The organism is Streptomyces viridosporus (assembly GCF_002078235.1).
GTDB lineage: Bacteria > Actinomycetota > Actinomycetes > Streptomycetales > Streptomycetaceae > Streptomyces > Streptomyces viridosporus.
Window position 1 is genome coordinate 1 of record NZ_MSGP01000619.1, and the last position, 6604, is coordinate 6604.

Below are 6604 nucleotides of genomic sequence, written 5' to 3' on the forward strand. Positions count from 1 at the left end.
GACGTCGTCTTCGTCGACGGCTGGACCGGCAAGGGCGCCATCACCCGCGAACTCGCCCAGGCCGTCGCGGAGTTCGAGAAGGACGAGGGCATCACCGGCTTCGACCCGGAGATCGCGGTCCTGGCCGACCCGGGCTCCTGCGTACGGACCTACGGCACCCGCGAGGACTACCTCATCCCCTCCGCCTGCCTCAACTCCACGGTCTCCGGACTGATCTCGCGCACCGTGCTCCGCGCCGACCTGGTCGGCCCGCACGACTTCCACGGCGCCAAGTTCTACCGCGAACTCGCCGGCGCGGACGTCTCGGTGGCCTTCCTGGACGCCGTCTCCGCCCGCTTCCCGGAGGTCGCGGACGCGGCCTGCGTCCAGGCCGGTGAACTGCTCGCCACCGACCGCACCCCCACCTGGGAGGGCTGGGCCGCGGTCGAGCGCATCAGCGAGGAGTACGGCATCCACGACGTGAACCTCGTCAAGCCCGGCGTCGGCGAGACCACCCGGGTCCTGCTGCGCCGGGTGCCCTGGAAGGTGCTGGCGCGGGCCGGAGCCGGCCGCGACCTCGACCACGTGCGCCTGCTCGCGGAACAGCGGGGCGTCCCCGTCGAGGAGGTCGCCGAACTCCCCTACACCTGCGTCGGACTGATCCACCCCCGGTTCACCCGGGGAGCGACCGGCGCCGACGGCAGGGCGGTGACGCGCTGATGCCCGTCCTCGTCGCCAGCGACCTCGACCGCACGCTCATCTACTCCGCCGCCGCCCTGGCCCTGACCATGCCGGACGCGCGGGCGCCCCGGCTGCTGTGCGTGGAGGTCCACGAGAGCAGGCCCCTGTCCTACATGACGGAGACGGCGGCCGGACTCCTCGCCGACCTCGGTGACACGGCCGTCTTCGTCCCCACGACGACCCGCACCCGCAAGCAGTACCAGCGCATCAACCTCCCCGGCCCCGCCCCGACCTACGCGATCTGCGCCAACGGCGGCCACCTCCTGGTCGACGGGGTGTCCGACCGGGACTGGCACGCACGGGTGCTCGCCCGCCTGGCCGACGAGTGCGCCCCGCTGTCCGAGGTGCAGGACCATCTGCTGCGGACCGCGGACCCGGTCTGGGTGCGCAAGCACCGGGTCGCCGACGACCTCTTCGCCTACCTCGTCGTCGAGCGGGAACTGCTGCGCGAGGAGTGGGTGAAGGAACTCGGGGAGTGGGCGGAGAACCGCGGCTGGACGGTGTCCCTGCAGGGCCGCAAGATCTACGCCGTGCCGGCGCCCCTCACCAAGAGCGCGGCCATGGCCGAGGTCGCCCGCCGCACCGGTGCCGACCTCACCCTCGCCGCCGGCGACTCCCTCCTGGACGCCGACCTGCTCCTCGCCGCGGACCGGGGCTGGCGTCCCGGCCACGGCGAACTGGCCGACGCCGACTGGACGGCCCCCACGATCAGGGCACTGCCCGAACGCGGTGTCCTGGCCGGTGAGCGGATCCTGCGCGAGTTCCTGCGGACGGCGCGCTCGCACCGGTGACGCCCCCGGGCTCCTACCGGTCGGCGCGCTCGCACCGGTGACGGCCGCGGGCCCCTACCGGTCGGCGGGCTCGTACCGGTCGGGGCCGCCGGGGGCGTCGAGGGCGTCGTACCGGAGGGCGAGGGTGTCGGGGGTGTCGCCGTCGGCGGGGTCCGACGGACGGGCACCGTCCGCGTCCGCCCGCCCGGTCCGCCTCCGGCGGCCGGCCCCCGGACGCAGCAGCCGCACGACGACGAACGCCAGCACCGCCAGCGCGGCCACGCCGAGGACCACCTTCGAGTACGTCGAGACGACGGCCGTGACCTGCTCCCAGTTGTCCCCCAGGACATAGCCGGCCAGCACGAACACGGTGTTCCAGATCGCGCTGCCCAGCGTGGTCAGGCCGAGGAACACCGGCAGCCGCATGCGCTCCACACCGGCCGGCACCGATATGAGACTGCGGAAGAGCGGGATCATCCGGCCGAAGAACACCGCCTTGGTCCCGTGCCGCAGGAACCAGGCCTCCGTCCGCTCGATGTCCGCGACCTTCACCAGCGGCAGGCGCCCCGCGATCGCCAACGTCCGGTCCCGGCCGAGCAGCGCACCCACCCCGTACAGCGCGAGCGCGCCGATCACCGAGCCCGCCGTCGTCCACAGCAGGACGGCGAGCAGGCTCATCCGCCCGCTGCTCGCGGCGAACCCCGCCAGCGGCAGGATCACCTCGCTCGGTATCGGCGGGAAGAGGTTCTCCAGCGCGATGGCGAGCCCCGCCCCCGGCGCGCCCAGCGCGTCCATGAGGTCGTTGACCCACTGCGGCCCGGCACTCTCGCCCGCGGACGCGAGCGGTATCGCGGCGGTGACCGTCTCCGGCAGGAGGGGGCCCGCTGTGATCGTGTGCGCTGCGATGGCTGTCATGCAGCCCACGCTAGAGAACCGGAGCTGAAGAAAACCTGAGGAGGACCGCACGAGGCCCTGTGGTCCACCGCAGGGCGCCTTGCGGTTTTCCGCAGTGCGCCCGGCCCGCGCCGCCGACTAGCCTCACGATCATGCGAGACATGGCGCGACGCGGTGCGCGGTGCGCGGCGGGGCTCATCACGGGGACCGCCGCGGCCGCCGTCGAGCTGCTCCGCACCGCCCTGGCCGGCCTGCTCCTCCTGCTCGTCGCGGCCCGGCCGCGCGGCCGCCGCGCCGTGCTCCGCCCGGTCCTCGCGGGCGCGCGGAGACTGAGGGAGCTGGAGCGGGGCCGGCTGAGGGTCTGGCCGGGGACGCACACCTCGCCCGCCTACGAGGACGCACAGGCCCTGGGCCACCTCGCCTGCCGCTGGACGCCGGGCGTCCTGGGCGGGGCCGTGACGCTCTCGGTGGCGATCGGCCTCGGACACGGCACGTTCCGGGCGTACGGCTGGCTGCTGGTGGACGGGATACGACGGCCCGCCCCGGTCGTCTACGGCTCACTGGGCGGACTCTTCCTGCTCTTCCTCGCCGTACAGGGGATGTTCGGCGTGGCCGAACCGGAGGGGAGGCCGGCACGCCGCCTGCTCGGGCCCCGCCACCAGGAGGAGCTGGTGCGGCGCATCGCCGAACTGTCCGCGAGCGCGGCACCGACCCGGACGGTCGTCGCGGTCGGACCGTGGGAGGGAGCGTTACGGGTGAGCGTGGAGGACGACGGCCGGGGCGGTGCGAACCCGGCGGGCAGCGGACTGTTCGGGCTCGCCCGCGGGGTCGCCGCCCCCGGCGGGCGCCTGGAGGTGCGCAGCCCGCCGGGCGGGCCGACCCCGGTGATCGCGGAGCTGCCGTGCGCGTGATCCTGGCCGAGGACTCCACCCTGCTGAGAGAGGGCCTGGTGCGGCTGCTGGCGGAGGAGGGGCACGAGGTGCTCGCCGCCGTCGGCAACGCGGAACTGCTGCTGAAGGCGGTCGACGAGGATCCGCCGGACGTGGTGGTCGCCGATGTGCGGATGCCGCCCACCCACACCGACGAAGGGCTCCGCGCGGCACTGGAGATCCGCCGCCGCCGGCCGGCGGTGGGGGTGCTGGTGCTCTCGCAGTACGTGGAGAAGCGGTACGCGACGGAGCTGCTGACCGGCGAGTCGGAAGGGGTCGGCTATCTGCTCAAGGACCGTGTCGTGCAGGTCGACGAGTTCCTGGACGCCCTGGAGCGGGTGGCCGACGGGCGCGCCGCCTTCGATCCGGAGGTCGTCCGGCAACTGCTCGGCCGCACGACCCACACCGACCCCCTCGCCCGCCTCACCGCACGCGAGCACGCGGTCCTGGCCGAGATGGCGCAGGGGCACACCAACGCGGCCATCGCGCGACGGCTGCACATCTCGCAGAGCGCGGTGGAGAAGCACATCAACGCGATCTTCGACAAGCTCGGGCTGACCGGAGGCGAGGGCTACTCCCGCAGGGTGCTGGCGGTGCTGCGGTACCTGGGGAGCTGACCTGCCGGTCCGGTGGGACCGGACGTCAGCCGCAGCAGCCCCCGCCGCAGCAGCCGCCGCCACCGCCACCGCCGCTCGCGCGGGGCGCCGGGGCCGGGGCGGAGCCGGCCACCGCGACCGTGGAGAGGAGCTTCACGGTGTCGTCGTGGCCCGCCGGGCAGGCCGCGGGGGCGGAGGACTCGGCCATGGGACGGCTCAGTTCGAAGGTGTCGCCGCAGGTCCGGCAGCGGTACTCGTAGCGAGGCATGGGCACAGGTTAACCGGAGCCCGGCGCCCCGGGTACGGAACGGGTGGCCTCCCGGGGGAGGGGGACACGGCCGTCAGTGGGCGCCGGCGCCCCGCTCCTCCCGGATGAGGGCGATCACGCGGCTCACCGTCGTGCGGACCGCCTCCGTCTCCGTCAGGAAGTGCCAGTAGTCGGGGTGGCGGCCCTGCAGGCCCGCGACGGCCCGTTCCAGGCGGGCCACGGCGTCGTCCAGGGGGCGGGCGTGGCGCGGATCGGGGGTGTTGCGTCCGGCCATGGCCAGGCGCTGGGCGTCGCGGATGGCGAAGCGGGTGCGCTCGATCTCCTGCTCCGGGTCCTTCTGCACCGCGTTCAGGCGCCGCAGACGGTCACCGGCGGCGGACACGGCCTCGTCGGTGGTGTTCAGCAGCGCCCGTACGGTCGCCAGCAGGGCGGTCGCGTCCGCCCACCGCTGCTCCTCGCGGGCGGTCCTGGCCTCGGCGAGCCGGGCCTCGGCCTGGCGCAGGTTCTCCCCGGCCACCTCGGGGACGTGCTGCAGGTCCTGCCAGCAGGCGACGGCGAAGCGGCGGCGCAGTTCGCTGAGCACCGGCTCGACCTGCTCCGAGCGGGTGGTGAGGGCCTGGGCGCGGGTGCGCAGGGAGACCAGTCGGCGGTCGATCTCGGCGGCCCGCTCCGGCAGCCGCTCCGCCTCGGCGCGGACGGCCTCGGCCTCGCGGGTGACGCGTTCGGCCCGTTCCAGGGTCTGCGGTACGCCGTGCTGCCCGGCGCCCTGGTTCAGCTTGGTCAGCTCCGGGGCGAGGGCGGCGAGCCGGGCGGCGAGGTCGTCGGCGCCCAGCCCCGACCCGCGTGCGGTGTCGAGGGCGTTCGAGGCGGCGAGCAGCGCCTGCCGGGCGCGTTCGACGGCGGGTGCGAGCCGGGCCAGCTGGGTCTCGGCCTTGCCCAGGAGCGGGCCGAGCCCGTCGGCGAAGCGGTCCAGCTCCCGCTTGACCCGCCCGAGCTCGTCCTTGGCGGCGGTCAGGTCGGCGCGGGCCCGGGAGGCGGCCGAGGCCTCCAGGTCGTCGCGGTCGAGGTCGTGGGCGTCGACGGCGTCGATGTAGCGGTGGCTGGCCTCGTCGATGCGTCCGCTGAGCGCCTCGAAGCCGTCGACGGCACGGCGGGCGGCGGGCGAGTCGTCGACGGCGGTGATCGTCTCGATGGAGATCCGCAGGTCGCGCTGGGCGGTGTCGAGCTCGTAGAACGCGGCCGCCGCCGCGTCCTTGGCGGCCTGGGCCTCGGCCCGCTGGTTCTCGGCCCGCCCGCCGAACCAGCGCCGGGTGCCGCCGCCGGCGAACGCGGCGGGCAGCGCCACCGCGGCGACCAGCGGAAGTCCCACGAGGGCGAGCGTGTCCCGGAGCGGACCGGACGTCCCGCGGTCCCGGCGGGGGCGTGGTCCCGGGGGTGGAGGGAGGAGGCGGCGTGTGCGGGGCACACGCGGCACCGACGGCGAGTACGGCTGCACTGGTGTCGCCGTCACATCCCTCTCCCGTACTGTCGTTCGCCCGGCCCGGTGCCATTCTCCCACTCGTGGAGAACGAACACACGGGCCGGTCAGTTCGTCGTACGGACGGTGAGTTTGCCGTCGCCGGTGCGGGCGGTCACCACGTGGGAGCTGGAGTCGTCGCGGGGCACGGACACGTCCTCGGCGCCGTCACCGGTCGTGGTGTCCACGCGGTAGGCGGCCCGGGGCAGGTCGATGGTCAGGGATCCGTCGCCGCTGCGGGACTCCACCAGGTCGGGCACGGCCTCGAGTTGGAGGTGGGCCGAGCCGTCACCGGTGCGGGTGCGCACCGTGCGGGAGGCGACCTCCGCGCGCACCGACCCGTCACCGCTGTGCAGCTCCAGGGGGCCCGTGGAGTCGGTGACGTGGATCGAGCCGTCCGTCGTGCGGATGCTCAGCGCGTCGCGGAAACCCCGGGCCCGCACGCTGCCGTCCTCCTCCTCGACCTTGACGGTGATTCCGCGGGGCACCTGGATGCGGTGCTTGGCGGAGCAGTCGGCGACGACGCCGGAGCACCGCACGCGCAGCACCAGCCGGTCGCCGTCCATGGACCAGGTGACCTCCGGGTCCCTGCCGAGGGCGACCGTGCCCCGGAACCACCGGGTGACCCGGACCTCGCCCGACGGGTGCCCGTCCGCGGCGACGATCTCGAGGGCGGAGTCGTCGGAGTCGATGGTGAGGGTGCTGCCGGGCAGGTCGAAGGAGCGGCGGTCGGGATCGTCGTCGTCCGCGGCCGACGCCCCGCAGGCACTCAGACCGGCGACGAGCACCACGGCCGCACCGGCGAGGGCGAGGGCGCGCGTCCGAGCGGTGCGGCCGGGACCGCCGGCGGTCTGAGTGCCGGCGGGCGCGGCGCCGGCGGTCCGGTGGGTGCCGGCGGTACGGATCGTGCG

At 74.8% G+C, this 6604-nt stretch carries 8 protein-coding genes; 4 read left to right on the forward strand and 4 right to left on the reverse strand.

The window, feature by feature from the left end:
- A partial coding sequence (locus B7L92_RS34430; protein ID WP_218030494.1) for a cysteine protease StiP domain-containing protein occupies positions 1-699 on the forward strand: 699 nt, incomplete at its 5' end.
- A complete protein-coding gene (locus tag B7L92_RS34435; RefSeq protein WP_081241163.1) occupies positions 699-1511 on the forward strand; it encodes an HAD family hydrolase in 813 nt (270 codons plus the stop codon). The genes B7L92_RS34430 and B7L92_RS34435, both read left to right, overlap by 1 nt.
- Before the next feature lie 54 nt (positions 1512-1565).
- Here B7L92_RS34435 and B7L92_RS34440 read toward each other — a convergent pair whose 3' ends face one another.
- Positions 1566-2405, reverse strand: coding sequence for a DedA family protein (locus tag B7L92_RS34440; RefSeq protein ID WP_081241164.1), 840 nt, complete (start codon positions 2403-2405; stop codon positions 1566-1568).
- A 140-nt stretch (positions 2406-2545) separates the two neighbouring features.
- Between B7L92_RS34440 and B7L92_RS43030 the strand changes: the two genes are divergently transcribed.
- Complete coding sequence (locus B7L92_RS43030) at positions 2546-3295, forward strand: sensor histidine kinase (RefSeq protein ID WP_368656278.1); 750 nt, start codon at positions 2546-2548, stop codon at positions 3293-3295.
- Positions 3286-3930, forward strand: coding sequence for a response regulator transcription factor (locus B7L92_RS34450; RefSeq protein WP_081241165.1), 645 nt, complete (start codon positions 3286-3288; stop codon positions 3928-3930). The genes B7L92_RS43030 and B7L92_RS34450 overlap by 10 nt, the downstream gene beginning before the upstream one ends.
- A 25-nt stretch (positions 3931-3955) precedes the next feature.
- Here the strand turns inward: B7L92_RS34450 and B7L92_RS34455 are convergent, their stop codons facing one another.
- The 3 genes from B7L92_RS34455 to B7L92_RS34465 form a co-directional block, all read right to left on the reverse strand.
- Positions 3956-4177, reverse strand: coding sequence for an FmdB family zinc ribbon protein (locus B7L92_RS34455; RefSeq protein ID WP_081241166.1), 222 nt, complete (start codon positions 4175-4177; stop codon positions 3956-3958).
- A 73-nt stretch (positions 4178-4250) separates the two neighbouring features.
- Positions 4251-5687 carry a hypothetical protein gene (locus B7L92_RS34460; protein WP_081241167.1) on the reverse strand — a complete coding sequence of 479 codons (1437 nt, stop codon included), beginning with the start codon at positions 5685-5687 and terminating at the stop codon, positions 4251-4253.
- A 74-nt stretch (positions 5688-5761) separates the two neighbouring features.
- A complete protein-coding gene (locus B7L92_RS34465; RefSeq protein ID WP_081241169.1) occupies positions 5762-6484 on the reverse strand; it encodes a DUF4097 family beta strand repeat-containing protein in 723 nt (240 codons plus the stop codon).
- Positions 6485-6604 lie beyond the last annotated feature (120 nt).